27 protein-coding genes are annotated in these 26254 nt (G+C 71.1%); 10 read left to right on the top strand and 17 right to left on the bottom strand.

Features of this window, described 5'->3' with window-relative positions; genetic code table 11:
• Position 1: 1 nt before the first annotated feature.
• The gene (locus tag OG332_RS16105; protein ID WP_327414138.1) at positions 2-994 is read left to right on the top strand and encodes a hypothetical protein; all 993 of its coding nucleotides are present in this window, start codon (positions 2-4) and stop codon (positions 992-994) included.
• A 116-nt stretch (positions 995-1110) separates the two neighbouring features.
• Complete coding sequence (locus OG332_RS16100) at positions 1111-2046, top strand: hypothetical protein (RefSeq protein WP_327414137.1); 936 nt, start codon at positions 1111-1113, stop codon at positions 2044-2046.
• Positions 2047-2060: 14 nt separating this feature from the next.
• On the opposite strand, the gene OG332_RS16095 is transcribed toward OG332_RS16100, so the two are convergent.
• From OG332_RS16095 to OG332_RS16080, 4 genes are all read right to left on the bottom strand, one after another.
• Positions 2061-2351 carry a DUF397 domain-containing protein gene (locus OG332_RS16095; RefSeq protein ID WP_327414136.1) on the bottom strand — a complete coding sequence of 97 codons (291 nt, stop codon included), beginning with the start codon at positions 2349-2351 and terminating at the stop codon, positions 2061-2063.
• A gap of 65 nt (positions 2352-2416) precedes the next feature.
• Complete coding sequence (locus OG332_RS16090) at positions 2417-2932, bottom strand: GNAT family N-acetyltransferase (protein ID WP_327414135.1); 516 nt, start codon at positions 2930-2932, stop codon at positions 2417-2419.
• Positions 2933-2975: 43 nt separating this feature from the next.
• A complete protein-coding gene (locus tag OG332_RS16085; protein WP_327414134.1) occupies positions 2976-3176 on the bottom strand; it encodes a DUF397 domain-containing protein in 201 nt (66 codons plus the stop codon).
• Positions 3173-4051 carry a helix-turn-helix domain-containing protein gene (locus tag OG332_RS16080; protein WP_327414133.1) on the bottom strand — a complete coding sequence of 293 codons (879 nt, stop codon included), beginning with the start codon at positions 4049-4051 and terminating at the stop codon, positions 3173-3175. Before OG332_RS16080 ends, OG332_RS16085 begins: the two co-directional genes overlap by 4 nt.
• A gap of 250 nt (positions 4052-4301) precedes the next feature.
• On the opposite strand from OG332_RS16080, the gene OG332_RS16075 reads away from it, so the two are divergent.
• The 5 genes from OG332_RS16075 to OG332_RS16055 all read left to right on the top strand — a co-directional run bounded on the left by OG332_RS16075 (position 4302) and on the right by OG332_RS16055 (position 5830).
• Positions 4302-4427, top strand: a complete 126-nt coding sequence (locus OG332_RS16075; protein ID WP_327414132.1) for a hypothetical protein — start codon at positions 4302-4304, stop codon at positions 4425-4427.
• Positions 4424-4825, top strand: a complete 402-nt coding sequence (locus OG332_RS16070) for an ATP-binding protein (protein ID WP_327414131.1) — start codon at positions 4424-4426, stop codon at positions 4823-4825. The genes OG332_RS16075 and OG332_RS16070 overlap by 4 nt, the downstream gene beginning before the upstream one ends.
• On the top strand, positions 4822-5025 hold the full coding sequence (locus OG332_RS16065; protein WP_327414130.1) for a DUF7848 domain-containing protein: 204 nt from the start codon (positions 4822-4824) through the stop codon (positions 5023-5025). Before OG332_RS16070 ends, OG332_RS16065 begins: the two co-directional genes overlap by 4 nt.
• Before the next feature lie 193 nt (positions 5026-5218).
• Complete coding sequence (locus tag OG332_RS16060) at positions 5219-5416, top strand: hypothetical protein (protein WP_327414129.1); 198 nt, start codon at positions 5219-5221, stop codon at positions 5414-5416.
• Between the two features lie 9 nt (positions 5417-5425).
• Positions 5426-5830: a type II toxin-antitoxin system VapC family toxin gene (locus tag OG332_RS16055; protein ID WP_327414128.1), complete on the top strand. Its 405-nt coding sequence runs from the start codon at positions 5426-5428 to the stop codon at positions 5828-5830.
• A 151-nt stretch (positions 5831-5981) separates the two neighbouring features.
• On the opposite strand, the gene OG332_RS16050 is transcribed toward OG332_RS16055, so the two are convergent.
• The 10 genes from OG332_RS16050 to OG332_RS16005 all read right to left on the bottom strand — a co-directional run bounded on the left by OG332_RS16050 (position 5982) and on the right by OG332_RS16005 (position 19249).
• The gene (locus OG332_RS16050; RefSeq protein WP_327414127.1) at positions 5982-7763 is read right to left on the bottom strand and encodes an IucA/IucC family protein; all 1782 of its coding nucleotides are present in this window, start codon (positions 7761-7763) and stop codon (positions 5982-5984) included.
• On the bottom strand, positions 7760-8353 hold the full coding sequence (locus OG332_RS16045; RefSeq protein WP_327414126.1) for a GNAT family N-acetyltransferase: 594 nt from the start codon (positions 8351-8353) through the stop codon (positions 7760-7762). Before OG332_RS16045 ends, OG332_RS16050 begins: the two co-directional genes overlap by 4 nt.
• Complete coding sequence (locus tag OG332_RS16040) at positions 8350-9651, bottom strand: lysine N(6)-hydroxylase/L-ornithine N(5)-oxygenase family protein (protein ID WP_327414125.1); 1302 nt, start codon at positions 9649-9651, stop codon at positions 8350-8352. The genes OG332_RS16045 and OG332_RS16040 overlap by 4 nt, the downstream gene beginning before the upstream one ends.
• The gene (locus OG332_RS16035; protein WP_327414124.1) at positions 9635-11125 is read right to left on the bottom strand and encodes a pyridoxal phosphate-dependent decarboxylase family protein; all 1491 of its coding nucleotides are present in this window, start codon (positions 11123-11125) and stop codon (positions 9635-9637) included. Before OG332_RS16035 ends, OG332_RS16040 begins: the two co-directional genes overlap by 17 nt.
• Before the next feature lie 147 nt (positions 11126-11272).
• Positions 11273-12178, bottom strand: coding sequence for a siderophore-interacting protein (locus tag OG332_RS16030; RefSeq protein WP_327414123.1), 906 nt, complete (start codon positions 12176-12178; stop codon positions 11273-11275).
• A gap of 72 nt (positions 12179-12250) precedes the next feature.
• Complete coding sequence (locus OG332_RS16025) at positions 12251-13288, bottom strand: ABC transporter substrate-binding protein (RefSeq protein WP_327414122.1); 1038 nt, start codon at positions 13286-13288, stop codon at positions 12251-12253.
• Positions 13289-13431: 143 nt separating this feature from the next.
• Positions 13432-14592: an acyl-CoA dehydrogenase family protein gene (locus OG332_RS16020; protein ID WP_327414121.1), complete on the bottom strand. Its 1161-nt coding sequence runs from the start codon at positions 14590-14592 to the stop codon at positions 13432-13434.
• Positions 14593-14599: 7 nt separating this feature from the next.
• Positions 14600-15535, bottom strand: a complete 936-nt coding sequence (locus tag OG332_RS16015) for a hydroxymethylglutaryl-CoA lyase (RefSeq protein WP_327414120.1) — start codon at positions 15533-15535, stop codon at positions 14600-14602.
• On the bottom strand, positions 15532-17616 hold the full coding sequence (locus tag OG332_RS16010; RefSeq protein WP_327414119.1) for an ATP-binding protein: 2085 nt from the start codon (positions 17614-17616) through the stop codon (positions 15532-15534). Before OG332_RS16010 ends, OG332_RS16015 begins: the two co-directional genes overlap by 4 nt.
• 16 nt (positions 17617-17632) lie before the next feature.
• A complete protein-coding gene (locus OG332_RS16005; RefSeq protein WP_327414118.1) occupies positions 17633-19249 on the bottom strand; it encodes a carboxyl transferase domain-containing protein in 1617 nt (538 codons plus the stop codon).
• Between the two features lie 112 nt (positions 19250-19361).
• Here OG332_RS16005 and OG332_RS16000 point away from each other — a divergent pair, with 112 nt between their 5' ends.
• The 3 genes from OG332_RS16000 to OG332_RS15990 all read left to right on the top strand — a co-directional run bounded on the left by OG332_RS16000 (position 19362) and on the right by OG332_RS15990 (position 21828).
• Positions 19362-19940 (top strand): SACE_7040 family transcriptional regulator, encoded by a 579-nt coding sequence (locus OG332_RS16000; protein WP_327414117.1) that lies wholly within the window; start codon positions 19362-19364, stop codon positions 19938-19940.
• A gap of 56 nt (positions 19941-19996) precedes the next feature.
• Positions 19997-20803, top strand: coding sequence for a phosphatase (locus OG332_RS15995; RefSeq protein ID WP_327414116.1), 807 nt, complete (start codon positions 19997-19999; stop codon positions 20801-20803).
• 164 nt (positions 20804-20967) lie between these two features.
• Complete coding sequence (locus OG332_RS15990) at positions 20968-21828, top strand: DUF4253 domain-containing protein (RefSeq protein ID WP_327414115.1); 861 nt, start codon at positions 20968-20970, stop codon at positions 21826-21828.
• Positions 21829-21838: 10 nt separating this feature from the next.
• Here the strand turns inward: OG332_RS15990 and tesB are convergent, their stop codons facing one another.
• The 3 genes from tesB to OG332_RS15975 all read right to left on the bottom strand — a co-directional run bounded on the left by tesB (position 21839) and on the right by OG332_RS15975 (position 26216).
• Positions 21839-22717 (bottom strand): acyl-CoA thioesterase II, encoded by an 879-nt coding sequence (gene tesB, locus OG332_RS15985; protein ID WP_327414114.1) that lies wholly within the window; start codon positions 22715-22717, stop codon positions 21839-21841.
• Between the two features lie 34 nt (positions 22718-22751).
• Positions 22752-23909 (bottom strand): acyl-CoA dehydrogenase family protein, encoded by a 1158-nt coding sequence (locus OG332_RS15980; protein WP_327414113.1) that lies wholly within the window; start codon positions 23907-23909, stop codon positions 22752-22754.
• Between the two features lie 699 nt (positions 23910-24608).
• Positions 24609-26216: a helix-turn-helix domain-containing protein gene (locus OG332_RS15975; protein WP_442816159.1), complete on the bottom strand. Its 1608-nt coding sequence runs from the start codon at positions 26214-26216 to the stop codon at positions 24609-24611.
• Between the last annotated feature and the right edge of the window lie 38 nt (positions 26217-26254).

Below are 26254 nucleotides of genomic sequence, written 5' to 3'. Positions count from 1 at the left end.
CGTGGGCAACGGAATGAGCCGTCGGCGGACGGGTCTGATCGCCGCACTGGCCGTGGCGGTACTGGCGGCCGGGACGATCGTGTTCGGCGTGCTGCGCGGGGGAGGCACGGACCAGGCCGGATCCGACTCCTTCTGCTGGGGGCTCCTTACGCGCGAGGACGTTGCCGCCTTCAGCTCCCATCCCGCCGAGCGGTACACCGAGAACACGAACCAGTTCGAGGACCCGAGTCTCTCGTACTGCGGTGTAGGCCCCGCCGGCGGCGGTACCGAGCTGTCGCTGGACATCAAACACGTCATCGGCGGGGACAGCATCTGGCGGGCGGCCGATGACATAGCCGCCGAATCGCCCTTCCGCTCGCCGATCGCGGGAGTGCCCGGCTGGGTCAACGCCACCTACGCCGGTCGGCTGCTGCCCGCGTCCTGCGCCCGTGCGCTCGGCAAGGGCGCGTGGCCCTACCTCCAGGTCCACGCGGGGGACCGGAAGAACACGGCGAAGGACGGCGTCCAACAGCAGAAGTTGGTCCACGTGCTGGCGACAGCCACGACCCGCTTGGCCGCCAAACTCGGCTGTACGGCCGGGCAGGAATCCACCCCGCCCGCAGATGCCCCGAAGCTGCTGGAGCCGCGCCCGCTGGATCCGGCGGCCGCCTGCGGGCTGCCGGGGTTCGCCCCGCTGGCTTCTACGGACAAGCCCTTTCAGGAGTACGTGACGCCTGGGGACTTCCGCCTCTGGTCGTGTTCCTTCGGCCCCGCAGGTGACGTGCACGGCCTTCGGAACGTCACGGTCACCCAGGATCCCGAGGTGCTCGCCATGACCGATGAAGACACCAGTGCCCAGTACGGCGAGGCCCGGCTGACCTGCGGGGGCAAACCGACCCTTCTCCAGCTCGGCCGCACGGACGAGGCGCCGCCGGGCGACGGCCCGTTGCGCACGGATGCGGAGATCCTCGCGGGATTCCGGGACGCGGTGGCCCGCCAGGCCCACTGCACCTGAGCCATGCGCGCCCGGCCCGCCCGCACGCTGCGGTGCGGTGGATTCATGGAAGGGTACGAGGAATGGTGCACGGGCTGAGGGCGCGTATTGCCGCCGTAGTGGCCGGAGCGGCCGTCATGGCGGGCGCGCTGGTGTTTGCCTTCGCGGGCGGTGAGGACGAGGTGCCACCACAGTCCAGCTTCTGCTGGGGCACGCTCTCCGCTGATGACGTGGCGACCCTGAGCCCGAAACCGTTCAAGCGGTACGGCTCGAAGGAGCACGGCCCCAAGAGATCACGTTCCTGCTGGGTATACGGCGACGACCGGAAGTACTACGAGTTCAGCCTTGAGATCAGGGATGTCGACGAGGGTATGGGCGTATGGCAGACGGCGGATGAAGTCGCGGCCGAGTCGTCATGGCGCGCTCCGATCAGCGGTGCACCCGGGTGGGTCAACACGACCTACGCGGGCGTTCTCCTGCCGGTCCCATGCGCCCGCGGTCTGGGCATCCCCGGTAGCTCGTACCTTCAGATCCACGTGATGGACGACCAAGAAGAAGCCTGGCGGGACGGTGAGGTCCAGAAGCGCATGACCGATGTCCTGATGAAGTCCGCGGCCAACCTGACCAGGCAACTCGGTTGCGCCGAGACGCCCTACACCTCGCCCGCCGAGACTCCGCGGCTGCTCACGCCCCGCCCGGTCGACCCGGCGAAGGCCTGCGGCCTGCCGGGCTTCGCCCCGCTGACGTCACCTGGCACTTCGTTCCAGGAGTACGTGACATCAGGAGACCTGCGCCTCTGGTCCTGCGCCATCGCTCCGGCAGGTGACGAGTTCATCGTGCGGCATCTGACCGTCACTCAGGATCCCACTGTGATCGCCACGAGTCGACGCGATGGCGGCAGCCGTGCCGACGAAGCGCTCCTCACCTGCGAAGGCATCCCCACACTGCTCCAGCTCGGACGGCCTTTCCGGTCGACCACCGAGAGTGAATCCGTCACCGGCGCGCTGCGCACGAACGCGGAGATCTTCGCCGGCTTCCGGGAAGCGGTGTCGAGCCAGGCGCACTGCGCCTGAAGCTGTGCGTACCGTCAGGGGCGGGCGGCGTCCTTCACGCCGCGGATGAAGCTGCCCCACGCGAGTGCGGTGCAGTGGATGCCGGGGCGGGCGGTGTCTTTGCTGTCCCGGACGGCCCGCCCGCCGTCGGCGGCCTCCGCCACCCCTACGCAGTCGCCCTGCTGGCCGGAGTAGGAAGACTTGCGGTACGCGCTGACGACACCCACGCTCCTCCAGCTCGGCCGCCCCTTCCAAAGCCCGGTCAGCGCAGAGCGCAGGGCCGCGGCCGAAGCCCTGCGCACGGACGCGGAGACCTTCGCGGACATCCGCGGCGCGGTGACGCGCCAGGCACACTGCACCTGATCCGCGCCGACCTGCGGCCACCGCTTGACTAAGGGTTGATCCAGTACCGCCGCACGGGGCCGTGTTCGGTGTCCCGGACGCCCTCGAGGACGCCGCCTTGGTGCTCGATCGTCTTCACCGAGGCAAGGTTGTCGGCTTTGCAGACGATCAGCACCCGGTCCAGGCCGAGGGCCCGCCCCTCGTCGAGCATTCGGCCCAGCGCCCAGGTGGCCAGCCCGCGCCGACGTGAAGACGGCCGGATTCCATAGCTGATGTGGCCGAACTGCAGCACGTAGTCGTTGGGCCCGTGCCGCAGCGCGATCCCGCCGTGCACCCGGTCACCCTCGACGATCCATCGGTACGTACAACCTCGCCCGGTTTCCGCCGCTTTCGTGTCTGACTGATCAGCGAGCAGTGCCACCCAGGCCGCGAAGCCGTCTGGCGAGTCGACCTCGTCGGACGGCCCCAGCCCGAATCCGTCCTCGTGGAGGCCGGGACCCCACTCGTCACGCGCCTCGCGCCAGGCGGCGTGTAGGCGGACGGTGGGCGCGATCAGTTCGGGCATGCGTCGACGATACCGATCCAGACCATCACGATCCACGGCTGGATCACTCGGCGTGAGCTGAGTCCTTCAGGCCGTGGATGAAGGCGGCCCAGGGCGCGGGGGTGCAGCGGATGCCGGGGCGGGTGGTGTCCTTGCTGTCCCGGACCGCGCGACCGCCGTTGCTCGTCTCCGCCACTTCAACGCAGTCGCCTTCGTGGCCGGAGTACGAAGACTTGCGGTATCTGCTGACGACTTCTGCGGTCATGATCCCTCTCGCGTGACGGGCGTCGTGTCCTTGAGCAACAGGCGGATTCGTTCAGCCGTTTGCTCAGGAGACAGTGCTGTCGAGCGTAGTCGGTCGAAGACGTTCACGTAGAGGGCCAGATCGTCCGGCGCTTCGATCACGGACGTGTTCGGCAGATTCTCGACGGCTACGGCTTCGACAGTCGGTTCTACCCCAAAGGAGAAGCTGACGAACGGCCCCGCGATACCTGCCGCCCGGCTTGCCGAGGCAGGCAGCATCTGAACGGTTACGTTGTGGCGTTCGCCGGCCTCAAGCAGGAGGCGCCACTGCGGGTGAGCGATGGCAGGTGTGGACGCCATGGAGGTGATCGCAGGTTCCCAGATGACTGCGGCGAACTGGGTTGCACCTTCGTAGATCCGCTTCTGGCGTTCCTGCCGCACCTGCACCAGCCGAGCCGCCCGCTCCGCCTCGATGGACGTCGGCGCCGAAGCGATGACGGCCTCGGCGTACTCGGTGGTCTGAAGCAGGCCTGGGATCAGTGCCGGCTGCCAGGAGCGGATGTACGTCGCGTCGTTCTCCAACGTGATGTGGTCCGTGTATCCCGACCGAAGGGTCTCCTGGTAGTCGAGCCACCAGCCACGCTGATTGCTGGTCTTGGCCCAGCCTTCCAGTCGTGCACGCTCGTCGGGGTCGTCGACGCCGTAACAGTTGAGCAGCGTACGTACTTCCAGTGCGGATGCAGTGGACTGCCCGCCTTCCAGGCGGCTGACCTTGGACACGGACCTCAAGATTGCCGCTGCTGCAGTCGCCTGATCCAGTCCGGCGGCCTCACGGTGGCGCCTCAGTGCGGCGCCGAGCCTCCGGCTTCGGACGGTGGGCCTCCCGCCTACGGGCATTGGGACTCCTCTCAACATCCTTGCCAGTCTGCCGCCTTGAGGGAACGCACGGCCAGCCTGTAACCCGTTCGAGTGATCTGCAAATTTGCAAGAGAGAGTCTTGCTGGAATCTGTCGAGTACCCCTACCTTGGATTCCGTAACGGGTCGTGCGCACCCAAGTGCGGTGTGTGATCTTCGGCTCGATGTAAAGACCCCCGCGACTGGGCGAACAGTCCGGGGGCGTGGCCAACGCTTACAAGGAGCGTCAACGTGCTGCATTTTATCGGGCTGGTGCCACCGCTACGGCAGTGGTGGCGTCGGCAGGTGCTCGTCCTCGCGACGTACGGGATCGATCTCGGGCCCCGGGTCATCCACGGGCGGGCGGTGGTCCGGTGAGCGAACGGGAGGAAGTGGTGCGGCGGTGGCGGCGGGAGGCGCGGTGCGTGCCGCTCGCGCGGGCCGAGCTGCGCAAGGCGCTGGCCGGCTGGGGGCTCTCCGAGCTGGAGGAGGACGCCCTGCTCGTGGCCTCGGAACTGGTGACCAACGCCGTGCGGCACGCCGTCGCACCCCGGGACCGGGAGATCGAGACGCGGTACGTGCGGCTCGCCAGCGGGGTGCGGGTTGAGGTGCATGACGCCAGTCCCGCGCGGCCCGTGGTCGGGGCTCCGCACCAGGACGATGACGGCGGGCGCGGGCTGCATCTGGTGGCGACGCTCGCAGACCGTTGGGCCGTCGGGGAGCGGGTCGGGCCCGGGAAGCGGGTGTGGGCCGAGTTGTCCGTGAAGGTGACGTGACGGCCTGGTTGCTGACCGCGGACCGGACCGGGAGTGCGGCGATCCATGAGGTCGAGTGCACCTCGTGTCACGCGGGGTCGGGACCGGCCGATGACGACGACGGGCCCGCGGTGTGGGCCCTGCGGCATGCGCGAGCGACGCGGCACACCGGGTACCGGCGGATCGTCACCGACTTCCAGCGGGCCCTGACGGCCGAGTGAAACACATGAGGCGTGTCCGCGAAGAGGCCAGTCAGGGTTTCGCGGACACGCGTTCGTGTCCGGGCTCTGGCTGGTCGGCGCTCAGGGTTTCCCTGCCCGGGGTCAGGCAGGAGAAGGCTGCTCCGGCCGGCGTGGTGCGGCCGTATCATGGGCCGCAGCAGGCAGGGACCGACATCAGCGGGGAGGTTCTCACATGAGCGCAGCGGAAACCGAGCACCCGGTTTACCCGCCGATCCGGCCGCGACTGTCGGTGGAGGAACTGCTGGCCGCGAAGAACACCCAGCCGATCACGTCCCTGGACGATCTGAAGGCGGACACTTTCGAGTCCGACGAGGAGCTGGACGAGTTCCTCGCCTTCACTTACGCCGAGCGTCGGCGCGACGTCGCCTGAGCCGCCGCCATGCAACCAGTCATCCTCGACACCGACGTCGCCTCTCTCACCCACAAGGGCAAGCTGACCGGCCCGCTGGCCACCCAACTGATCGGCCGCAAGCCACTGATCACCTTCGTCACCTTCGGCGAGCTGACCCAATGGGCGGAGATCCGGGACTGGGGCAGCGGACGACGCCAGGAACTCGCTGACTGGCTGTCCGGCATCCCCGTCCTGCCCGGGGACGAAGCCGTCGCCGCCACCTGGGGCAAGCTGTCTGCCGCCGGCAGGAAGGCAGGACGGCCGCAGCCGACCAACGACTTGTGGATCGCTGCCTGCTGCCTCACCTACGATCTGCCGCTTGCGACCTTGAACCTCAAGGACTACGAGTACTTCAAGGAAAAGCACAACTTGCGCATCCTCGGCGAGGAATAGCCCCTACGGGCATACGGCGCTGGCGGCGGACTGAGAAGACGCGCGGCGTGTCCGCGAAGAGGGCCAGTCAGGGCTTCGCGGACACGCCTGCACGTGCAAGGGCGGGCACGGGGCGCGAGGGACCGTATCGGACCCCGCGCCCGCCCCTTGTTCACCGCCGGGCGAAGGCCGCGACGGGGTTCTTGAGGGTGCCGATCAGCTGCAGGGCCGCGGACGGGTCGGAGAGGTCGACCATCTGCTTGTTGTTCCGCAGCTGGAGGCGGTTCAGGCAGGACAGCTGGAACTCCTCCGCGAACAGGTCGTACCGCGCGAAGCGCTCCGCGAGCTGCGGCATCGACTCCTGGTACGCGTGGCCGCAGTCGGCCACCGCCCGCCAGAAGGTGTCCTCCTCGCAGATGCCCTCGGTCGCCAGGATCGGGCCCAGGAAGCGGAAGAAGCAGTCGAACACGTCCGTGAAGACGGACAGCAGCTTCATGTCCTCCGGGATGTCCGCCTTGATCCGCTCGACCGCGGGCGGCAGGACCGCGTCCGGGTCCATGATCACGATCTCCTCGGCGATGTCCTTGAAGATCGCCCGCTTCACCACGCCGCCCTCGATGACGAGGATCGTGTTCTCGCCGTGCGGCATGTACGCGAGGTCGTACTGGTAGAAGCAGTGCAGGAGCGGGACCAGGTAGGCCCGGAGGTAGTGGTGCAGCCACTGCGCCGGACTCAGGCCCGACTCCTCGATCAGGGCGCCGACGAAGGACCTGCCCTCGGCGTCGACGTGCAGGAGCGAGGCCATGGTGGCGAGCCGCTCGTCGCCCTTGAGGGAGTTGACGGGGGACTCGCGCCACAGCGCGGCCAGCATTTTGCGGTACGGGGAATAGCGGTCGGTGGCGCGCTCGTACTGACGGTGGTGGTAGCCGATCGCCGCGCGCTCGCGGATGATCGAGAAGTCCACCGACTGCAGGACCTCGTCGCCCTCGATCAGCTGGTGCAGCCAGTCGTTGATGGCCGGCGTGGCCTCCATGTAGGCGGCCGAGAGACCGCGCATGAAGCCCATGTTGAGCACCGAGATGGCCGTCTTGACGTAGTGCTTCTCCGGCGCGCTCTGGTTGAAGAACGTACGGATCGACTGCTGCGCCAGGTACGCGTCCGAGCCCTCGCCCAGCAGCACCAGGCGGCGGCCCGCGATCTCGGCGGCGAAGGTGACCGTGGTCTTGTTCCACCACTGCCAGGGGTGGACCGGCAGCAGGTGGTAGTCGGCCGGGTCCAGGCCCAGGGCCTCCAGCTGCGCCGCGAAGCCGGCGATCGTCTCCTCGCCCAGCTCGGCGCGGACGAAGGAGTCGTGGTCCAGGCCCGCGCCCGCCGTGAAGGTGGAGACGTCCTTGCGGGCCGCCACCCACACCAGGTGGACCGGGCTCGCCGTCTCCGGGGCGTACGAGAGGTACTCGTGCACGCCGAAGCCGAGGCGGCCGTTGTTCGCCACGAAGCAGGGGTGGCCCTCGGTCATGCCCGTCTCGATGTCCTGGAAGGAGGACTTCGCGAGCACCTCGGAGGAGATCTGCGGCTTCGTGTACTTGAAGCCCGTGCCGGCCAGGGTGGAGGAGATCTCCTCCAGGTAGACGGGCAGGACCTCCGGGCTCAGGCCCAGCGCCCCGCGCAGCTCGATGTGGAAGTCGAGGGCGTCCAGCGGGAGCTCGGCGCCGTCCTGCAGGCGGGTGACCGAGGACTCGTCCACCGACCAGTGGTCGAGGGCGTGCAGGACGGCCTTGAACCGGTACTCCACCGTGGCGTCGTCGCTCAGGACCGAGTACCAGGAGTCGCCCAGCGGCTTCGGCGTCAGGAGGCGTTCGTGGGAGAACTCCGCGAGGGCCTTGCGGACCAGCGCGCGGTTCGCGCGGGCCCACAGTTCCGGGGAGAGGTGGGAGACGGCGTCGGCCAGGCTCATATCGACACTTCCTGGGTGATGCCGGTGGCTGCTTCGAACTGGGCGCGGGTGCAGAAGCTGAGGAGGGCTTCCTTCTCCGGCTTCTGGATCTCGCGCTCGGGGACGAAACCGACCACCGCGTTGAGGGCGTGCACCGCCGTGTTGCGGACGTCCGGCTCGACGACGACCCGCTCCGTCTCCGCGTCGGCGAAGAGGGCGGCCATCACCGTGGTGATCACGGCGCGGGTGAATCCGCTGAGGGGCTGGTCGCTCGGCGCGACGAGGAAGTGCATGCCGACGTCGCCGGGCTGGGCGTCGTACAGGCCGACCAGTTCCAGTTCGCCCGGGTCGTAGCTCTCCATCAGGAAGGCCGGGCGGCCCTCGTGGAGGCCGATGAAGGCCTGGTGGTGCTCGTGCGCGGCGATCCGCATGTACTCGCGCTCGACGTCCGGCAGCGAGGCGTCCTGCATCATCCAGAACGAGGCCTTGGGGTGCGTGACCCAGCCGTGCAGCAGCTCCGCGTCGGCGAAGGGGTCCAGCGGGCGGACGGCGAAGGTCCCGAGGGCCGCGTCGGTGCGGGCGAAGAGGATCTCACCGGTGGTGGTGCTCATGCGTGCGTGCCTTCCGGGGCTGCGAACTGCTGGAACGCGATGGACTTCTCGACCTTGTAGTACTCGCGGCCGAGGAGTTCGCCCACGATGTAGGCGTTGCGGTACGCGGCCATGCCCAGGTCGGGCGAGGTCAGGGAGTGGTTGTGGGTCGTGCCGTTCTGGAGGTACACCCCGCGGCCCGTGGTGTCGACGCTGTAGTTGCGGCCGGCGTCGAGGCGGCCGTGGCCGTCGAAGTTCAGCCGGTCGCGCACCGGGGCGAGGAACTCGGGTACCTGGTACTTGTAGCCGGTGGCCAGGACCAGGCCCTCGGAGGCGAGGGTGAAGTCCCGCTCCTGCTCCTCCTGGCGCAGACCCAGGGTGTAGGTGCCCGTGGTGGTGTCGTACGCCGTGCTGTTCAGGGAGGTGTTGGTCAGCAGGGTGGTCGGCACCTGCCCCGGCATGGTGACCTTCTTCTGGTAGAGCAGGTCGAAGACGGCGTTGATCAGGTCGCCGTCGATGCCCTTGAAGAGGTTCTTCTGCTGGGTCTCCAGCTGGTAGCGGGTGTCCTCGGGGAGGGCGTGGAAGTAGTCCACGTACTCGGGGGAGGTCATCTCCAGCGTCAGCTTCGTGTACTCCAGCGGGAAGAACCGCGGGGAACGCGTGACCCAGTTGAGCTGGTAGCCGTACGTGTCGATCTCGGCGAGGAGGTCGTAGTAGATCTCGGCGGCGCTCTGGCCGGAGCCGATCAGCGTGATGGACTTCTTCTTCTGCAGCTCCGCCTTGTTCTGCATGTAGGCGGAGTTGTGCAGGAAGTCGCCGCCGAGGCCGGCGCAGGCCTCCGGGACGAAGGGCGGGGTGCCGGTGCCCAGGACCAGGCGGCGGGCCCGGTGGGTCTCGCCCTTGTCCGTGCGGACCTCGTAGAGACCGGCCCGCTCGTCGTAGGTGACCTCGGTGACGGAGGTCGAGTACAGGACGTTGTCGAGCCGGTCGGCGGCCCAGCGGCAGTAGTCGTTGTACTCGGCGCGCAGCGGGTAGAAGTCCTCCCGGATGTAGAAGGAGTACAGCCGGTCCTGGTCCTTCAGGTAGTTCAGGAAGGAGAAGGGCGACGTCGGGTCGGCGAGGGTGACGAGGTCCGACATGAAGGGCGTCTGCAGGTGCGCGCCGTCCAGGAACATCCCCGCGTGCCACTCGAAGTGCGGCTTCGACTCGATGAACAGGCCGTTCAGTTCGTCGATCGGCGCGGTGAGGCAGGCGAGTCCCAGGTTGAAGGGACCGAGGCCGATACCGATGAAGTCGTGGGGCTCAGTGGTGGACGGCAAGGGATTCTCCCAGGAACTGCTCGGCGTGTGCGGCGAGGAGGTCGAGGACGGCAGCGATGTCGGCCGTCGTGGTCTGCGGGTTGAGGAGGGTGAACTTCAGGTACTGCTTCCCGTCCACCTTCGTGCCGGCGACGACGGCCTCGCCGGAGGCGAAGAGCGCCTTGCGGGCGTGGAGCTGGGCCTCGTCGAGGAGGTCGGCGGGGACCTCCTCGCCGGGCAGGAAGCGGAAGACGAGGGTGGAGATCTGCGGCTTGACGACGACCTCGAAGCGCGGGTCGGCGTCGATGATGTCCCAGCCGGCGGCGGCCAGGTCGATGACCTCGTCGAAGAGCGAGCCGACGCCGTCGGCGCCCATGACGCGCAGGGTCATCCAGAGCTTGAGCGCGTCGAAGCGGCGCGTGGTCTGGATGGACTTGTCGACCTGGTTGGGGATGCGCTCCTCGGCCATGCGGCGCGGGTTGAGGTAGTCCGCGTGGTACGTGGCGTGCTTGAGGGTGTCGCGGTCGCGGACCAGCATCGCGCTGGAGCTGACCGGCTGGAAGAACGACTTGTGGTAGTCGACCGTGACCGAGTCGGCGTGCTCGATGCCGTCGAGGAGGTGCCGGCGGGTGGGGGAGACCAGCAGTCCGCAGCCGTAGGCGGCGTCCACGTGCATCCACGCGGAGTGCTCGGCGGTCAGGCGGGCGATCTCGGGGAGCGGGTCGATGGAGCCGAAGTCGGTGGTGCCGGCGGTGGCGACGACGGCCATGGGGAAGAGGCCCTCGGCGGCGCACTCCTCGAGCTCCAGGGCGAGCACCGCGGTGTCCATCCGACGGTTGCGGTCGACCGGGACGGCGATGACGGCCTCGTAGCCGAGTCCGAGCATGGCGGCCGACTTCTTCACGCTGAAGTGGCTGGCCTCGGAGGTGAAGATGCGCAGCTTCGGGAGGAGTTCGGCCTTGGTGAGCTCGCGCCCCTCGTCCAGCTCCTTCTTCATGACGATGCGGCAGGCCTCGTCGCGGGCGAGCAGCAGGGCGTGGAAGTTGGACTGGCTGCCACCGGAGGTGAAGACGCCGTCCGCGGCGGGGCCGAGGCCGATGCGCTGGGCGGTCCAGTCGATGAGGCGGCGCTCGATCAGCGTGCCGCCGATCGACTGGTCCCAGGTGTCGAGGGAGGAGTTGACGGCCGAGAGGACCGCCTCGCCGAGCACCGCGGGGATCACGACCGGGCAGTTGAGGTGCCCGAGGTAGCGCGGGTGGTGGAAGTACACCGCGTCGCGCAGGTAGACGTCCTCCAGCTCGTCCAGGACGGCCGCCGCGTCCGCGAGCGGCTTGTCCAGGTCGATCCCGTTGATGACCGGGGCGAGTTCGTCGACGGATATACCGGTGTGGGGTCGCTCCGTGGTCGCGAGTTTGGCGGCGACGCGGTCGACGCCCTCGGTGACGGAACGCCGGTAGAGGTCCGCGGTCGTCTCATTCAGCAGATGCGAGCGCATCAACTTTCCTCCGGGCAGGGGGAGAAGGGGAGGGTGGGGCGTGTGATGTTTAGGTTAGCCTAACCTAAACTAATAAGCCAAATGGGGAAGGGCCCTGGCTGAAAGCCAGGGCCCTTCCCCAACGGCGTTACGGGGTACGGAAGTCGACTACAGCTCGGACGCCGGGTCCTCGCTCGGGGCCTTGCCGGCGTACGCCTCGGCGAGGAGCTGCTCCTCGCTCGCGCCGAGCCGCCAATAGCCGGTGAATCGCACCGCGCGGCGGTCGACGGATCGTTCCTGCACGAAGTGGCGGCGCACCGCGCGAACGGTGCCGGCCTCGCCCGCCAGCCAGACGTACGGGACCTCGGCGGCGGGCGGTCCGGCCGAGCGCAGCACGCTCAGCACCCGCTCGGTCCGCTCCCGGCCGTGGCCCTCGCGCACGATCCAGGTGATGTCCGCGTCGGCGAGCGTGTCCAGCGCGATCCGGTCGTCCTCGTGCGGGACCTCGAACCAGGCCCGGACCCGGGTCCCGGCGGCCAGCCGGTCCAGGATCGCGGCCGCGGCCGGCAGGGCGGTCTCGTCCGCGTACATCCAGACCGCGTCGGTGGCGGCCGGCGGCTGGAAGCGTACGGACTTGTTCTCCGCGACGGCCGGGCCGATGGCCGTGATCCGGCGGCCGGCGACCGCGCGTCCGGCCCAGCGGGAGGCCGGCGACGCGTCCCCGTGCAGGACGAAGTCGATGTCGACCTCGTCCGTCCCCTCGGGCGTGCGGCGCTGCTCGCGCACCGTGTAGGAGCGCATCACCGGCCGCTCCTCGTCCGGCATCCCGCGCCACGCGGCGAACCAGGTGTCCTCGTCCGTGGAGGGGAGCACGGTGTGCTCCTGGCCGGACGGGGGCAGGAAGAGCGACAGGCTCTGGTCGAAGCCGCCCGAGCGGAAGCCCGCGAGGGACTCCCCGCCGAACGTGACCCGCAGGAACGAGTGGCCGAGGCGGCGCGTGCGGACCACTTCGAGCGCGAAGAAGCGGAAGTGGGCGACGGCCGGAGCGGTGTCGTCGGACGCGGTGACGGTCATGCGGAGGATCCCCCTGGAAGTCGGAACGGCCTACGGGCGCCCGGGGTCACCGGGCGCCGCGGGTCGACCGGGTCAGCTGACCTTCTTGGCGTTCTGGATGGACTTCGCGAGGTCCTCGAGGAGCTGGGCGCACTTGGCGTACGAGTAGATCGGCTCGGTCACGCGCGGGGTGATCTGGCCGGCCTTGACCGCCGGGAGCTCGGCCCAGGTGGCCTTCGCCTTCAGCTCCTCCGGCTGCAGGGTGCCGGTGCGGTTGTCGAGCAGGACGACGTCGGCCTTGTACTTGCCGGCGTTCTCCCAGCTGAGGCTCTCGAAGAAGCCGCCCTCGTCCAGCTTCTCCGGGGTGACGAACTCGACGCCGAGCTGCTTGAAGTACTTCAGGTCGGCCGAGGTGTCCGGGGTGGAGACGTAGAAGAGGTCGGCGGAGCCCGAGCCCACGAGCACCTTGACGCCCGGGTTGGCCTTGGTGGCCTCGCGCAGCTTCGCGGCGGCGGCCTCGAAGCGGGCCTTCGCGTCGACGGTGGACTTGGCGTTCATGTCGGCGCCCAGGGACTTGGCGAGGTCCGCGGTGCGCTCCAGCGCCTTGTCGAGGGTGACGTCGCCGCCCACCTTGACCGCAGCGGCCGGGGCCAGCTTCAGGATCTTGTCCTTGGAGGCCTCCGGGACGTACCAGTAGGTGCCGTCCCAGCTGTTGGTGACGAGCAGCTCGGGCTGGAGCGCCGCGTACTTCTCGACGTTGAACTCGTCGTAGACGTTGCCGAGGATCTCGACCTTGGAGATGTCCATCGAGCCGGCCTGGACGTCGGCCTTGCCGTCGGCGGTCTTGGTCGGGCCGAAGACGCCCTTGACCGGGATGCCGTAGTCGTACAGCGCGGCGGCGGTGCCGGTGAAGGCGACGATGTTCTTCGGCTTGGACTTGGTGCCGACGTCGTTGCCGAGGTCGTCCTTGAAGGTCCAGGGGCCGGAGGCCGCGGCGCCGTTGTCCTTGCCGCCGTCGCCCTTCGCCGAGTCGGTGCCGCCGCACGCGGCGAGCGCCGCGACGAGGCCGAGGGCGCCGCCCGCCGCGATGAATCCGCGACGGGTGAGGGAGGAGGTTCGGGACTTGGGCATGTCGATGTCCGTTTTCGTGCGTGTCCGGGCGGCCACTGAGCCGTTCGTGGGGAAGGTTAGCCTAACCTTGGCCGAAAACGATAAGGGGGCCCTAACTTTTTTCGGGCCCCCTCGTTCCGCCCGGACGCGGACGAGCCCTGCGACTAGGCGGAGAAGCCCAGTTCACGGGCGATCAGCATGCGCTGGACCTCGCTGGTGCCCTCGCCGATCTCCAGGATCTTGGAATCCCGCCACATGCGGGCCACCGGGTACTCGTTCATGAACCCGTAGCCGCCGTGGATCTGCGTCGCCTCGCGGGCGTTGTCGACGGCGACCGTCGAGGAGTACAGCTTCGCGATCGCCGCCTCCTTCTTGAAGGGCTCGCCGGCCACCAGCCGGGAGGCCGCGTCGCGCCAGCCGATGCGGGCCATGTGGGCGCGCATCTCCATGTCGGCCAGCTTGAACTGGATGGCCTGGTTGTCGCCGATCGCCTTGCCGAAGGCGTGCCGCTCCCTGGCGTACTTCACCGACTCGTCCACACAGCCCTGCGCGAGCCCGGTCGCGAGCGCCGAGATGGCGATCCGGCCCTCGTCGAGGATGCGCAGGAACTGGGCGTAGCCGCGGCCCTCCGCGCCCACGAGGTTGGCGAGGGGCACCCGTACGCCGTCGAAGGACAGCTCGCGGGTGTCCGAGGCGTTCCAGCCCACCTTGGAGTAGGGGGCGGCCACCGTGAAGCCCGGGGTGCCGGACGGGACGATGATCGAGGAGATCTCCGGGCGGCCGTCCGCCTTGCGGCCCGTGACGGCCGTGACCGTGACCAGACCGGTGATGTCCGTACCGGAGTTGGTGATGAAGCACTTCGAGCCGTTGATGACCCACTCGTCGCCCTCACGGACCGCCGTGGTGCGGGTGCCGCCGGCGTCGGAGCCCGCGCCGGGCTCGGTCAGGCCGAAGGCGCCGAGGATCTCGCCGGAGCACATCTTCGGCAGCCACTCCCGCTGCTGCTCCTCCGAGCCGAAGAGGTAGATCGGCATGGCGCCGAGGGAGACCCCGGCCTCCAGGGTGATGGCGACCGAGGAGTCGACGCGGGCCAGCTCCTCCAAGGCGATGCCGAGGGCGAGGTAGTCGCCGCCCATGCCGCCGTACTCCTCCGGGAAGGGCAGGCCGAACAGGCCCATGCGGCCCATCTCGGCGACGATCTCGTAGGGGAACTCGTGCCGCTCGTACAGGTCGCCGATCTTCGGCGCGACGACGTCGTGCGCGAACGCCTCGACGGTACGGCGGAGTTCCTCGTGCTCAGGGGTGAGCCGGTGGTCGAGGGACATGGTGTGACTACTCCTTGTGGGAGAGGGCGCGGACGGTACGTGAGGGGCTGGGTCGCCCCAGCTGTTCGGCCATCCACACGCTCGTGGCGGTGAGGGCGGCCAGATCGACCCCGGTCTCGATGCCGAGGCCGTCGAGCATCCACACCAGGTCCTCGGTCGCGAGATTGCCGGTGGCGCTCTTCGCGTACGGGCATCCGCCGAGGCCGCCTGCGGAGGCGTCGACGGTGGTCACGCCGTGCTGGAGCGCGGCGAGGGTGTTGGAGAGGGCCTGGCCGTAGGTGTCGTGGAAGTGCACGCCGATGCGGTCGGTGCCGACGCCCGCCTCGTTCAGGCTGCCGAGCAGTTCCTGCACGTGGCCGGGGGTGGCGACGCCGATGGTGTCTCCGAGGCTCAGCTCGTCGCACCCGAGGTCGAGCAGGGACTTGGCGACCCGTACGACCTGGTGGACCGGGACGGGGCCCTCCCAGGGGTCGCCGAAGCACATCGAGAGGTAGCCGCGGACGTGCGCCTTCTCCTGCTTCGCGCGGGCCACCACGGGCTCGAACATGGCGAGGGACTCGGCGACGGTCCGGTTGAGGTTGCGGGCGGCGAAGGTCTCGGTGGCCGAGCCGAAGACGGCGATGCGGCCGGCTCCGAGGGCGAGCGCGCGGTCCAGGCCGCGCTCGTTGGGGACGAGGACGGGCAGGGCGACCCCGTCGAGGTCCGCGAGTTGCGGGAACAGCGCCTCGGCATCGGCCAGCTGCGGAACCCACTTGGGGTGCACGAAGCTGGTGGCCTCGACGGTCGTGAGCCCGGCGGCGGCCAGGCGGTGGATGAACTCCGCCTTGACCTCGGTCGGTACGGCGCTCTTCTCGTTCTGGAGGCCGTCACGGGCGCCGACCTCGTGGATCCGGACCCGGGCCGGGAGGCCGGGGGCCGGGACGGTCATGGGCAGGCCGTTCATTCGCTCTCCTCGTCCGGGGTGACGACGGCCAGGACCTGGTCCATCGCGACCGTGGTGCCGGGGGTCACGTCGAGCTCGGTGACGGTGCCGGCGTGCGGGGCGGAGATGACGTGCTCCATCTTCATGGCCTCGACGACGAGCAGGCTCTGCCCGGCCGTCACCTTGTCGCCGACGGCCACCTTGACGACGGTGACGGTGCCGGGCATCGGGGCGGCGAGGGTGTCCGCGCCGCCGCGTCCGGCTCCGCTGAGGTTTGCCACGACAGGGTCGTACGTCTGGACGTGCCAGCTGTCTCCGTCGCGGCCGAGCCAGGTCCCCTCCGGGGAGGTGGCGCGGCTGAAGCGGTGGGTGACGCCGTCGAGTTCGACGGTGACGGTGTCGGGGGTGCGGGTGACGATCCGGCCGCGGGCCGGTGCGCCGGGGCTCTGCCCCGGACCCCGCGCCTCAAACGCCGGCGAGGCTGGATCGGTGCCGGCCTCGTCGATCAGCAGCTCGTGGTCGGTGCGCTTGGCGCGGGACCGGACCGTCACCGGGTCCTGGCCGGGAAGGCGGAAGTGGTGCACCGTCCAGGCGGGGGTACCGCCCATGCGCCAGCCGCTGGCGGCGTCGAAGGGGTCGATCCACCCCTCCTGCCCGGCCGGCGTTTGAGGCGCGGGTCCGGGCAGAGCCCCGGGGCCCTGCGCCAGCAGCGCCGCCGCCGCGTACACCTCGTCCGGGACCCCCTCCGGCAGGAGGGAGGGGAGGTCGCGCTCCACCAGGCCGGTGTCCAGGTCGCCCGAGACCACGTCCGGGTGGGCCAGGAGCCTCCGGAGGAAGCCGGCATTGGTCTGGACGCCCAGGATCACGGTGTCGGCCAGAGCCGCCCGCAGCACCCGCAGGGCCGCCGCGCGGTCGGGCCCGTACGCGATGACCTTCGACAGCATCGGGTCGTACGTGGAGCCCACCGGCACGCCCGCCGTCAGCCCGGAGTCCGTACGCACCGCACCGCCGTCCGGCTCCGAGAGGGCCAGGACCGTACCGCCGGACGGCAGGAACCCGCGCGCCGGGTCCTCCGCGCAGACGCGGGCCTCGATCGCGTGGCCCGTCAGCCGGACCTCCGACTGGTCGAAGCCCAGCCGCTCGCCCGCCGCCACCCGCAGCTGGAGCTCCACCAGGTCCAGCCCGGTGATCAGCTCCGTCACCGGGTGCTCGACCTGGAGGCGGGTGTTCATCTCCATGAAGTAGTAGGAGGACGGGTCGCCGCCCGGGACGATGAACTCCACCGTGCCGGCGCCGACGTACCCGCAGGAGCGGGCCGCGTCGACCGCCGCCGCGCCCATCGCCGCACGGGTCTTCTCGTCGAGCAGGACCGAGGGCGCCTCCTCGATCACCTTCTGGTGCCGGCGCTGCAGCGAGCACTCGCGCTCGCCGAGGTGCACCACGTTCCCGTGGGCGTCCGCCAGTACCTGGATCTCGATGTGCCGGGGCCGGTCGATCCACCGCTCGACGAGGAGCGTGTCGTCGCCGAAGGAGGACCGGGCCTCGCGGCGGGCCGCCGCGATCTCCTCCGCCAGCACCACCTCGTCGCGGACCAGCCGCATGCCCTTGCCGCCGCCGCCCGCCGAGGGCTTCAGCAGCACCGGCATGCCGATCTCCGTGGAGGCCGCGACCAGTTCGGCGTCCGTCAGCCCGCTCCCCGAGGAGCCGGGCACGACCGGAACCCCGGCGGCCTTCACCGTCTCCTTCGCGCGGATCTTGTCGCCCATCAGGGAGATGGCGGAGGCCGGCGGCCCGATGAAGGCCAGCCCGGCGTCCGCGCAGGCCTGGGCGAAGGCCGCGTTCTCGGCGAGGAAGCCGTAGCCCGGGTGGACCGCCTCGGCGCCCGTGCGCCGGGCGGCGTCGAGGAGCCGCTCCACCGACAGGTAGCTCTCGGCGGCCGCGGCCGGGCCGATGCGGACGGCGGTGTCGGCCTCCCGTACGTGACGGGCGTCCGCGTCGGCGTCGCTGAAGACGGCCACGGAGCGGATGCCGAGCTGCCGCAGCGTGCGGATGACCCGGACCGCGATCTCGCCGCGGTTCGCGACCAGAACAGTGCTGAACATCAGTGAGGTCCTCACGTCACATACGGAAGATGCCGAAGCCCGAGTCGCCCAGCGGGGCGTTCGCGCACGCGGTCAGGGCCAGTCCCAGCACCTGCCGGGTCTCCATGGGGTCGATGACCCCGTCGTCCCACAGCCGCGCCGTGGCGTAGTAGGCGTTGCCCTGCTCCTCGTACTGCGCGCGGACCGGGGCCTTGAAGGCCTCTTCGTCCTCGGCCGGCCACTCCTGGCCCGCGCCCTCGATCTGGTCGCGCTTGACGGTGGCGAGGACCGAGGCCGCCTGCTCACCGCCCATCACGGAGATCTTGGCGTTGGGCCACATCCACAGGAAGCGGGGCGAGTACGCCCGACCGCACATCGAGTAGTTGCCGGCGCCGTACGAGCCGCCGACCACCACCGTCAGCTTCGGGACCCGGGCGCAGGCCACCGCCGTCACCATCTTGGCGCCGTGCTTGGCGATGCCGCCCGCCTCGTAGTCCCGGCCGACCATGAAGCCCGAGATGTTCTGGAGGAAGAGGAGCGGGATCCCGCGCTGGTCGCACAGCTCGATGAAGTGGGCGCCCTTCTGGGCGGATTCGGCGAACAGGATGCCGTTGTTGGCGATGATCCCGACCGGGTGTCCGTGGATCCGGGCGAAGCCCGTGACCAGCGTCTGGCCGAACTCGGACTTGAACTCCTGGAAGCGGGACCCGTCCACGATCCGCGCGATGATCTCGCGGGCGTCGTAGGGGGTGCGCGAGTCGACGGGGACCGCGCCGTACAGCCCGTGCGGGTCCACCTTCGGCTCTTCCGGAGCCTCGACCGACCAGGGCAGGGCCCCGCGCTCGGGGAGGGTCGCCACGATGTTCCGTACGATCCGCAGCGCGTGCGCGTCGTCCTCCGCGAGGTGGTCGGTCACGCCGGAGATCCGGGAGTGGACCTCGCCGCCGCCGAGCTCCTCGGCCGTGACCACCTCGCCGGTGGCGGCCTTCACCAGCGGCGGGCCGCCAAGGAAGATCGTGCCCTGGTTGCGGACGATGACGGCCTCGTCGCTCATGGCCGGTACGTACGCCCCGCCCGCGGTGCAGGAGCCGAGGACGGCGGCGATCTGCGGGATGCCGGCCCCCGACATGCGCGCCTGGTTGTAGAAGATGCGGCCGAAGTGCTCCCGGTCGGGGAAGACCTCGTCCTGCATGGGGAGGAAGGCGCCGCCCGAGTCGACCAGGTAGAGGCAGGGGAGACGGTTCTCCAGGGCCACCTCCTGGGCGCGCAGGTGCTTCTTGACGGTCATCGGGTAGTACGTGCCGCCCTTGACGGTGGCGTCGTTCGCGACGATCACGCACTCGCGGCCGCTGACCCGGCCGATTCCCGCGATGACCCCGGCGGCGGGGGCCGAGCCCCCGTACATGCCCTCGGCGGCCAGCGGGGCCAGCTCCAGGAAGGGGGATCCGGGGTCGAGGAGGGTGTCCACGCGGTCGCGCGGAAGGAGCTTGCCCCGGGCGGTGTGGCGGGCGCGGGCCTTCTCGCCGCCGCCGAGCCGGGCCGCGTCGAGCCGGGCGCGCAGGCCCTCGGTCAGCTCGCGGTGGGCGGCCTCGTTGGTCCGCCAGGCCTCGGACGCCGGGTCCGCGGCGCTCGTCAGCACTGGTGCCTGCTGCATCGGTCGAGCTCCCTTGCTCGTTCCACTTGCTCGGTACGCGCTGTTAATAAGCGTTAACGTCTGTGCCGCCTAGGTTAACGAGCGCTAACGGCCCTGTCTAGAATGGTTTCCCATGAGCACCAGAGCGGCCGCCCCCACCCGTCGCGAGCAGATCCTCAGTGAGGCCGCCCGCCTCTTCGCCGCGCGCGGATTCCACGGTGTCGGCGTCGACGAGATAGGTGCCGCGGTGGGCATCAGCGGCCCCGGCCTGTACCGGCACTTCGCGGGCAAGGACGCCATGCTCGCCGAGCTGCTCGTCGGCATCAGCGAACGGCTGCTGACCGGCGGCCGCCACCGGGTGGCGGAGGCGGCGGGCGCCCCGGAGCGGGTCCTGTCCTCCCTCATCGACGGGCACATCGACTTCGCGCTCGACGACCGGGCGCTGATCACCCTGCACGACCGGGAGCTCGACCGGCTGCGCGAGGCCGACCGCAAGCTCGTGCGGCAGCTGCAGCGCCAGTACGTGGAGCTGTGGGTGGAGACCGTACGGGAACTGCACCCGGAGGTCGGCGAGGCGGAGGTGCGCGTCTCCGTGCACGCGGTCTTCGGCCTGCTGAACTCCACCCCCCACCTGGCGGCCCTGGGGCGGGAGGCGACGGAGTCCCTGCTGCGCCGGCTCGCGCACGGGGCGTTCGGGGCGCTGTCGGCGTGACCCGGGGCGGCCGCCGACCGGAATGGACGCGCCGCCTCCGCCCGCGCGGCGGCAGAATGGCCCGTATGCCGAAGCCGATAGAGACGCCGAGCCGTGCCGAACTCATCGACCATCTGGTCCGCACGCGGATCGCGGGACAGGTCGCGACCCCGCGCGAGAACAACCTGAGCCACTACCGCAAGCTCGCCAACGGCGACCGGCACTACTGGCTCGGCCTGGAGCTGGGCGACCGGTGGACGGACGAGCAGGACGTGCTCGCGGTGATGGCGGAGCGGTGCGGGGTCGTGGACGACCCGGCGTTCCGGTACGGCCAGGACACCATCGACCCGGAGCTGACCGTGGCGGGCCTGGACCGGCTGGCGGCGCGGCTGCGCAAGGCGGCGCTGGACCGGCAGAGCGTGCTGTTCGCCACCGGGCACCCGGGCGGGCTGCTGGACGTCCACCGGGCTACGGCGGCGGCCCTGCGCGCCGCGGGCTGCGAGATCGTCGTCATCCCCCCGGGCCTGGTGGCCGACGAGGGCTCGGTGTGGCAGTTCGCGGACGTCGCGGTGCTGGAGCGGGGCGCGACCCTGTGGCACACCCACTCGCCGGAGCCGATGGCCGCGGTCCTGGACGGCCTGATGGCCGAGAACCGCCCGCAGCCGGACCTGGTCGTCGCCGACCACGGCTGGGCGGGCTGTGCGGCCCAGCGCGGCCTGGACGCGGCCGGCTACGCCGACTGCAACGACCCGGCCTTGTTCATCGGCGAGGCGGAGGGCGCCGTCCAGGTGACGATCCCCCTGGACGACCACGTCCGCGACCCCCGCTTCTACGACCCGATGGTGGCGTACCTGCTGAACGCGGCGGGCCTGCAGGACGCGTGACGCCGCAGGCGGCGGAAGGCCCCGGCCGGTACCGATCGGGCCGGGGCCCCTTCGTCGCCAGCCGGACGCTCCTGAGCGCGCATCGCCGGGCATCACCGGCATCACCGCGCGCCCGTGCGCGACTCGCCGGACCCGTTGTCAGTTGCGGCGATTACGGTCGGCCCATGGCGAAGCCTCCGAAGACGCACCACCCGCTGTCCGTTCTGGTCGACGATCCTCAAGGGCGCCGTCTGGGGCTGGACTTGCCGCCGGGCGAGGTCGTCGACAGGCCCGGGCGGCGGCGGTGGGGCAGGGCGGCGCAGCCGCTGCTGTGGGTGTCCGGCGAGAGCGTGGGCGTCGGTGCGCTCGCCGCGCACCGCAGCCCGGCACTCGCGGCCGCCGGGCTGCAGGCGGTGCTGTTCCAGGGCCGCCGCGGGCTCGAACGTTGGTGGGAGGACCGGGAGTTCCGGCCGGATCGGATGTCCGACCCCGATGACCTCCACGTCGAGCCGGTGCTGCGCGAGTTCTGGCGCAGGGTGGTCCCCGATCCGGAGGAGGGGGAGGAGGGCGAGGAGATCATCGCGCCCTTCGCCAGGGACTGGCCCGGGCTCGCGCAGTCATGGCCGGCGGGTGGGCCGGACGCGGCGGATCCGGAGGTCGCGGCCTGCGAGCTGGCGGACGAGCTGATCGGGAGCGGTTCCCTGCCGAGCCCGCGGCTCGCGCTGGTCCCCGCCGCCCGCGGAGCCGACGTACCCGCCGCGCTGGGCTGGGGCGGGCCGACCAACCACGAGAACGACACCGCCCTCATCAGTACCGTCCTGCGGTCCTGGGAGGAGCGCTTCGGCGCCCGCCTCGTCGCCCTCGGCTTCGACGAACTCCACGTGTCGGTGGCGGCCCCGCCGCGTACGGTCGCCCAGGCGCTGCCGGTCGCCGCGGAGCACTTCGCCTTCGCGCCCGACAACATCTGGCAGGGCTGCGGCACGATCCGCGCCTACGCGGACGAGGCGGTCACCGGCAGCGACCACTGGGGATTCTGGTGGGACTGAGCCCCCCGGTTCACGCGCGCGGAACGCGGACGACACCCTCCTGGATGACGGTCACGGCCAGTCGGCCGTCCTGGGTCCAGATGCGGGCCTGGCCGAGGCCCCGGCCGGCGGCCGCCGAGGGCGACTCCTGGTCGTACAGGAGCCATTCGTCCGCGCGGAACGGCCGGTGGAACCACATCGCGTGGTCCAGCGAAGCGCCGACCACGTCACCCACCGCCCAGCCGCCCCGGCCGTGCGCGAGCAGCACCGAGTCCAGCAGGGTCATGTCGGAGACGTAGGTGGCCAGGCAGGTGTGCAGCAGCGGATCGGCGCTGTCCAGCTTGCCGGCCGTACGGAACCACACCTGCGAGCGCGGCTCCACCGGCTCGCCGACGCTGCCCCAGGGCGGGGTCGTCGCGTAGCGCAGGTCCACCGCCTCCCGCGTCTCGATCAGCCGCTCCACCGTGCCGGGGTCGCGGAAGATCTCGCGGTACGCGGGCAGCGACTCGGCCGCGGTGGGCAGGGACTCCGGGTCCGGGGCGGACGGCATGGCGACCTGGTGGTCGAGGCCGTCCTCGTACGTCTGGAACGACGCGGAGAGGTGGAAGATCGGCTGGCCGTGCTGGACGGCGACGACGCGGCGCGTGGTGAAGGAGCGTCCGTCACGGATCCGGTCCACCGAGTACACGATGGGCGCGCCCGTGTCGCCGGTGCGCAGGAAGTACGAGTGCAGCGAGTGCGCGGTGCGGTCCGCGGGGACGGTCCGCCCGGCCGCGACCAGAGCCTGGGCCGCGACCTGACCGCCGAAGACGCGCGGGACCAGTGAAGGCCGGCTGGTACCGCGGAAGATGTTCTCCTCGATCTGCTCGAGGTCGAGCAGATCGAGGAGAGTCGTCAGTGCCTCGTTCATGGGGGAAGGGTAAGTGCCCGGTTGCCCGGATTCCTTACAGGCCCATGGCCTTGGCGATGATGGACTTCATGACCTCGCTGGTGCCGCCGTAGATGCGGTTCACGCGGTTGTCGGCGTACAGGCGGGCGATCGGGTACTCGTTCATGTAGCCGTAGCCGCCGTGCAGCTGGAGGCACTTGTCGATGACGCGGTGCGCGACCTCGGTGCAGAACAGCTTCGCGGACGCGGCCTCGGCCGCGGTCAGCTCACCGGCGTCCAGGGCCTCCAGGGCGCGGTCGGCGACGGCTTCGGCGGCGTCCACCTCGGCCTGGCAGGCGGCCAGTTCGAACTTGGTGTTCTGGAAGTGGGCGACCGGCTTGCCGAAGACGGTGCGCTCCGTCACGTACTCCTGGGCGAACCGGATGGCGGCCTTGGCCTGCGCGTACGCGCCGAAGGCGATGCCCCAGCGCTCGGAGGGCAGGTTCGCGCCGAGGTAGTAGAAGCCCTTGTTCTCCTCGCCGAGCAGGTCCTCGACCGGGACCTTCACGTCGACGAACGCCAGCTCGGCGGTGTCGGAGGTGCGCAGGCCCAGCTTGTCCAGCTTGCGGCCGATGGAGTACCCCTCGGACTTGGTGTCCACGGCGAAGAGGGAGATGCCGAAGCGGCGGTCCTCGGCGCTCGGGGCGGAGGTGCGGGCGCAGACGATCACGCGGTCGGCGTGCACGCCGCCGGTGATGAAGGTCTTGGAGCCGTTGAGGACGTAGTGGGTGCCGTCCTCGGAGAGCTTGGCGGTGGTCTTCATGCCCGCGACGTCGGAGCCGGTGCCCGGCTCGGTCATCGCCAGCGCCCACATCTCCTCACCGGAGACGAACTTCGGGAGGTAACGCTTCTTCTGCTCATCGTCGGCGAGCATCTTGATGTAGGGCAGGGCGAGCAGCACGTGCACGCCGGAGCCGCCGAAGTTGACGCCCGCGCGCGAGGTCTCCTCGTACAGGACGGCCTCGAACTTGTGGGTGTCCAGGCCCGCGCCGCCGAACTCCTCGGGGACGTTGATGCCGAAGATGCCCAGCTCGCCGAGCTTGTAGTAGAAGTCGCGCGGCGCCTGCCCGGCGGCGAACCACTCGTCGTAGACGGGGACGACCTCCGCCTCGATGAAGGCGCGGATCGTCTCGCGGAACGCCTCGTGGTCCTCGTTGAACACCGTACGGCGCACGGCCGGCTCCCTTCGGTCGCGGCAGTCCGCCGCCTGAATCTAAGCGCTTGCTCAGATTAAGTTACCGGCGGGTTGTCTCCCCTGTCCAGAGTGGGTGACCGACCTCATGCGCGGGCGGCGGCGCAGCCCGGGTGCGCTGGGCCCGCGGCCGGGTCGAGGTGTTCAGCGCGCGGCCGGGTCGGGGTGCTCGGCCAGCGCCTCGTGGGTGAGGTGGAGTGCGGCCCGCAGGACCGCGTCGCGGCGGCCGGGATGGGCGGTCCGGTGCCGCAGTTCGAGCTCCCGGGCGAGCCGCAGCCGCTGTGCGCAGTCCTCGCCGCGCAGGGCCGCGTCGAGGGCCGAGGCCGTCGACGCCGCCGCGCAGGGCCGGCGCCGTCGGCAGCCAGTGCAGGACCAGCACGCTCAGGACCACGCCCGCGACCACCCCCGCCAGCCGCTCCAGGGCCGGCCGGGGCGCCGCGAACACGTCGTCGCGCAGGATGAGGACGGCGGGCAGGGCCGCGGGCACGGGGCCGTGCTCGTGCCGAGCCACACGCACACGAACCAGGGGACGGTCGCGCACACCAGCAGCCGGGCGGCCGGTGCCAGGTGCTCACCGAAGGGGCGGCTCAGCGCTGCCAAGGACGTGCTGCCGAGCATGCGGCACATCGTAGGGGCGCCCGCGGTCCCGGACCGGCCCGCGGGAGCCGCGCGTCGCCGCGGTCAGCCGCCCGGCCCCCGCGGGGGCTCCTCCCGGCGCAGGGCGAACCACAGCTCCATCCGGGTGTCCGGGTCGTCCAGGTCCCGACCCAGCAGCTCCGCGCAGCGGGCCACGCGCTGGCGGACCGTGTTGCGGTGCACGCCCAGGGCGGCGGCGGTGCGGTCCCACCCGCCGTGGTGCGCCAGCCAGCCGCGCAGTGTCTCCCGCAGGACGGGGGAGAGGGGTGCGAGCAGGGCCGCGGCGTGCGCGCGGGCCTCCGCCTCGTCGACCAGGCCCGAGAAGCCGGGGGCTGCGTGCCGGGCCAGGGGGGTGCGGGCCGCCTCGGCGCGTTCCAGGGCCCGCCGGGCCTGCGCGTCGGCGGCGGGCAGCGCGTCGGGTGCGGCCGGGGCGCTGACCCCCAGCCGCCAGCCGGGCTGGGGGGTGGGCTCCCGGTCGGTGAGCAGCCGTACGCCGGCCTCGTGCGGGTCGAGCAGTACGGTGCCCAGCGCGGCCGCGAGGGCCTGCGGATCCCCGGAGCCGCGGGCGTGGACGACGTGCCAGGGCCCGGCCGCCAGGGCCCCGGCGGGATCACCGCCGAGCAGGAGCCGGGTGAGGGCCGCGGCCTCGTCGCCGGCCGGGCGGGGGGCGGTGAGCAGCGTCAGCAGGACGGCGGCGATGGAGGCGATGGTGTGGTCGCCGGGGGTCCGCCCCGGGGTGGCCAGGGCCAGCACCCGCCCGGCGCCCACGGCGTACGCGGCCAGGCTCGTGGCGCCGAGCGCGTCGGTGGCGGTGGCCGCGGCTCCCGGGGCCACACGGCGGGCCAGGGAGTCCACGGCGTCGAGCACGTCCGCGCCCGGCGCGGGCCCGGCGGCGAGTGCGCCCTGGGTGGGTCGGGGGGCCCCGGTCGTCCCGGCCGCCGATCGGGCGCTCGGCGTGGCGCCCGGGGTCCCGGTGGTCCGGGCGGTCCCGGTGGTCCCGGTGGTCCCGGCCGGACCCTCGGTCGGACCGCCGCCCCCCGCGCCCGTGGCGCCCGGGGTGAGCAGGGCGGCCCAGCCGCCGAGGCTCGCCGCCAGCCGGGACAGCACCGCCGGAACCGGATCCGGCCGGGCCGCGGCGGCCGCCAGTGCCTGCTGGGCCTCCGCGACCCGGCGCAGCTCCCGCGTACGGGCCTCCGCCATCAACCGCCCGACGGTACGGGCGACCGCCGTGAAGGGGGTCCCCGGCGGGACCTCGACGAGCGGGAGGCCGTACCGCTCGCACGCCTCGGCCAGGCCGGGCGGCACCACCTCGTGCACCGGGGTCACGCCGAAGCCGAGCGCGGCGGCTCCGGCGCGGGCGAGCCGGCCGACGTAGGCGGCGGCCCCGGCCTCCGTCAGCGCGGCCCCGGCCGTCAGCAGGAGCTCGCCGCCCAGCAGGTACGGGGAGGGGTCCGCCATCTCGGAGGCGTGTACCCCGTGCACCTCCGCCGCCCGCGGCCCCGCGAGGTGCCGCAGCTGGAGCGCCCGCTCACCGAGCAGCCCACCGAGCAGCACGGGCGGCGTCATCGGCTCCCGGGCGGGAGCCCCGGCCGGCGCCCCCGCCCCCGCCGCCGCACCGTTGCCGGGTTCCGGGTCGCCGGGAAGGGTGGTCATGGATACTCCGTATATTTCGTCTCCATCGGATGGATGAA

Origin of the sequence: Streptomyces sp. NBC_01233 (assembly GCF_035989305.1) — a bacterium.
Lineage (GTDB): Bacteria > Actinomycetota > Actinomycetes > Streptomycetales > Streptomycetaceae > Streptomyces.
This window is presented reverse-complemented; position numbering and strand designations above follow the sequence as displayed.

Excerpts from the sequence above, each read along its gene's own strand:
- OG332_RS16100 (WP_327414137.1), top strand. The coding sequence starts at position 1,111 with ATGGCGGGCGCGCTGGTGTTTGCCTTCGCGGGCGGTGAGGACGAGGTG.
- OG332_RS16095 (WP_327414136.1), bottom strand. The coding sequence starts at position 2,351 with ATGTCCGCGAAGGTCTCCGCGTCCGTGCGCAGGGCTTCGGCCGCGGCC.
- OG332_RS16090 (WP_327414135.1), bottom strand. The coding sequence starts at position 2,932 with ATGCCCGAACTGATCGCGCCCACCGTCCGCCTACACGCCGCCTGGCGC.
- OG332_RS16085 (WP_327414134.1), bottom strand. The coding sequence starts at position 3,176 with ATGACCGCAGAAGTCGTCAGCAGATACCGCAAGTCTTCGTACTCCGGC.
- OG332_RS16080 (WP_327414133.1), bottom strand. The coding sequence starts at position 4,051 with ATGCCCGTAGGCGGGAGGCCCACCGTCCGAAGCCGGAGGCTCGGCGCC.
- OG332_RS16060 (WP_327414129.1), top strand. The coding sequence starts at position 5,219 with ATGAGCGCAGCGGAAACCGAGCACCCGGTTTACCCGCCGATCCGGCCG.
- OG332_RS16055 (WP_327414128.1), top strand. The coding sequence starts at position 5,426 with ATGCAACCAGTCATCCTCGACACCGACGTCGCCTCTCTCACCCACAAG.
- OG332_RS16050 (WP_327414127.1), bottom strand. The coding sequence starts at position 7,763 with ATGAGCCTGGCCGACGCCGTCTCCCACCTCTCCCCGGAACTGTGGGCC.
- OG332_RS16045 (WP_327414126.1), bottom strand. The coding sequence starts at position 8,353 with ATGAGCACCACCACCGGTGAGATCCTCTTCGCCCGCACCGACGCGGCC.
- OG332_RS16035 (WP_327414124.1), bottom strand. The coding sequence starts at position 11,125 with ATGCGCTCGCATCTGCTGAATGAGACGACCGCGGACCTCTACCGGCGT.
- OG332_RS16030 (WP_327414123.1), bottom strand. The coding sequence starts at position 12,178 with ATGACCGTCACCGCGTCCGACGACACCGCTCCGGCCGTCGCCCACTTC.
- OG332_RS16025 (WP_327414122.1), bottom strand. The coding sequence starts at position 13,288 with ATGCCCAAGTCCCGAACCTCCTCCCTCACCCGTCGCGGATTCATCGCG.
- OG332_RS16020 (WP_327414121.1), bottom strand. The coding sequence starts at position 14,592 with ATGTCCCTCGACCACCGGCTCACCCCTGAGCACGAGGAACTCCGCCGT.
- OG332_RS16015 (WP_327414120.1), bottom strand. The coding sequence starts at position 15,535 with ATGAACGGCCTGCCCATGACCGTCCCGGCCCCCGGCCTCCCGGCCCGG.
- OG332_RS16010 (WP_327414119.1), bottom strand. The coding sequence starts at position 17,616 with ATGTTCAGCACTGTTCTGGTCGCGAACCGCGGCGAGATCGCGGTCCGG.
- OG332_RS16005 (WP_327414118.1), bottom strand. The coding sequence starts at position 19,249 with ATGCAGCAGGCACCAGTGCTGACGAGCGCCGCGGACCCGGCGTCCGAG.
- OG332_RS16000 (WP_327414117.1), top strand. The coding sequence starts at position 19,362 with ATGAGCACCAGAGCGGCCGCCCCCACCCGTCGCGAGCAGATCCTCAGT.
- OG332_RS15995 (WP_327414116.1), top strand. The coding sequence starts at position 19,997 with ATGGCCCGTATGCCGAAGCCGATAGAGACGCCGAGCCGTGCCGAACTC.
- OG332_RS15990 (WP_327414115.1), top strand. The coding sequence starts at position 20,968 with ATGGCGAAGCCTCCGAAGACGCACCACCCGCTGTCCGTTCTGGTCGAC.
- tesB (WP_327414114.1), bottom strand. The coding sequence starts at position 22,717 with ATGAACGAGGCACTGACGACTCTCCTCGATCTGCTCGACCTCGAGCAG.
- OG332_RS15975 (WP_442816159.1), bottom strand. The coding sequence starts at position 26,216 with ATGACCACCCTTCCCGGCGACCCGGAACCCGGCAACGGTGCGGCGGCG.